2 protein-coding genes are annotated in these 1,608 nt (G+C 35.8%); both read right to left on the bottom strand.

Features of this window, described 5'->3' with window-relative positions; translation table 11 throughout:
* Positions 1-223: 223 nt before the first annotated feature.
* The gene (locus EO244_RS16715; RefSeq protein ID WP_129255829.1) at positions 224-1,141 is read right to left on the bottom strand and encodes an IS3 family transposase; all 918 of its coding nucleotides are present in this window, start codon (positions 1,139-1,141) and stop codon (positions 224-226) included.
* 14 nt (positions 1,142-1,155) lie between these two features.
* Positions 1,156-1,566, bottom strand: coding sequence for a hypothetical protein (locus tag EO244_RS16710; RefSeq protein WP_129255828.1), 411 nt, complete (start codon positions 1,564-1,566; stop codon positions 1,156-1,158).
* Between the last annotated feature and the right edge of the window lie 42 nt (positions 1,567-1,608).

The raw sequence follows: 1,608 nt of genomic DNA, 5'->3' as shown, positions 1-1,608 counted from the left end.
TGTCTTCTCCTGAAATAGCTTGACAGATTATTAGTATTTTTTGGATAGTAGTGTCATCTTTTTATCCATCTACGGTTATCCAAAGTTATAAAAATCTTATTCCTATTCTTTATCTAAGAAAAGATTCTTACTTCTGATTTGATATTCCAGCTTCAGATTTAAGCCTGAAACTATGTTTAAAAAAACACCTTATTACTGAATCCTGACTCATTCTTACCTCTTATTACTGATTTGTCATTACATCTTTTTGACTTACTCCTGATTTTTTACTCAGAGGTAATTGCTTCTTTTTCCAATGCTTTTCAAGCTGTCCTGTCATTTGGTGAGCCTTACTGGGAACCAGCATGTTTACACTTCTGTGTGGTCTTTGGTTATTGTATTTGTTTATAGCTGTTTTAACTGCTTCTAGTGTGCTATAATAATCCGTAAAGGTATCAACTAAATCATACTCATGTTTTAAAATTCCATTGATTCTTTCAGCAATAGCATTTTCATAGGGATCTCCCTTTTCTGTCATTGAAATATTAATTTTAGAGCCTTTAAGATAATTCACATAATCATTGCAGCAGTATTGAATGCCGCGATCAGAATGATGAATCAGTCCTTGTTTTACTCCCTCTATTGAAATGGCCATTTTTAAAGCATTTAGAGCGCCTTCACTAGTTAAATCAGGCCATAGACTCCAGCCTACAATTTTCTTGGAATAGGCATCAGTAATCAGTGAGAGGTAAACAAATCCCATTTCTGTTCGAATGTAAGTAATGTCACTAACCCAAAGTTTACCTGCACTTGATAACTGAATATCTCGAATCAAGTTGGGGAACTTACGGTAGAAGTGATTTGAATTTGTAGTTTTCGGACCACGCTTTCGATGTTTAACCAGTAAGCCATGTGCACCAAGGATGTCATAGAACTTATCTCGTCCACACTTTATCTGATGCTCTTGTAGTGTGTCTGATAAAAGTAATAACAACTTTTCAGCTCCCATTCTCTTGTGTTCAGATCGTAGCTGCTTGGCCAATTTAAGCAAGAATACTTCTTGCATTTGACTATGTGATTGGCGATTTTTATTTTCGTACCATGCCTGGCGGCTATACCCAAACAGACCACAAAGGATCGTTTTTGAAGTATCAGGATACATGTGTGTTAGTACATCTACTGTTTGGGGCCAGACTTTTTTCTAATAGATAATTTATAATCTTTTTCAGCGATATCAATCATGGTCTCTAGCGCCACATTTTTAAGTTGGGCTAATTCCAGTTGTTTCTCCAAGGCTTTTATGCGTTGGTCTAACTTGCTGTTGTCTGCTCTTTCTTTTGAACTCATAGCCTGCAAAGATAGATGTAGCGGATCAGAATACCTTTCCTGCCAGCGTTTTATTATTTTTTTATACTCTATCGGACTTAGTTTAAAACGATCTCGTGCCTCAACAATACTCATGCGATTGGCATCAATCTCACTAATAAGCCAACGACGAAAACTTATTTCATAGTTATTGTAATTTATACTTTCACGTTTAAATCCACTCATTTCGTTGGTGAGCATCCCTTCTTTTCTTTTTTCCATTACCTTGACTTTTTGTGTCAAGCTATTTCAGGGTATTACAAA

Source organism: Ancylomarina salipaludis (assembly GCF_004122035.1).
In the GTDB taxonomy this organism is placed as follows: Bacteria; Bacteroidota; Bacteroidia; order Bacteroidales; family Marinifilaceae; genus Ancylomarina; species Ancylomarina salipaludis.
Note: the sequence above shows the minus strand (reverse complement) of the source record. Positions and strands in the feature narration are given on the sequence as shown.

What these genes read in the sequence shown, in the direction of transcription:
- EO244_RS16715 (WP_129255829.1), bottom strand. Translation starts at nt 1,141, where the DNA reads ATGTATCCTGATACTTCAAAAACGATCCTTTGTGGTCTGTTTGGGTAT.
- EO244_RS16710 (WP_129255828.1), bottom strand. Translation starts at nt 1,566, where the DNA reads ATGGAAAAAAGAAAAGAAGGGATGCTCACCAACGAAATGAGTGGATTT.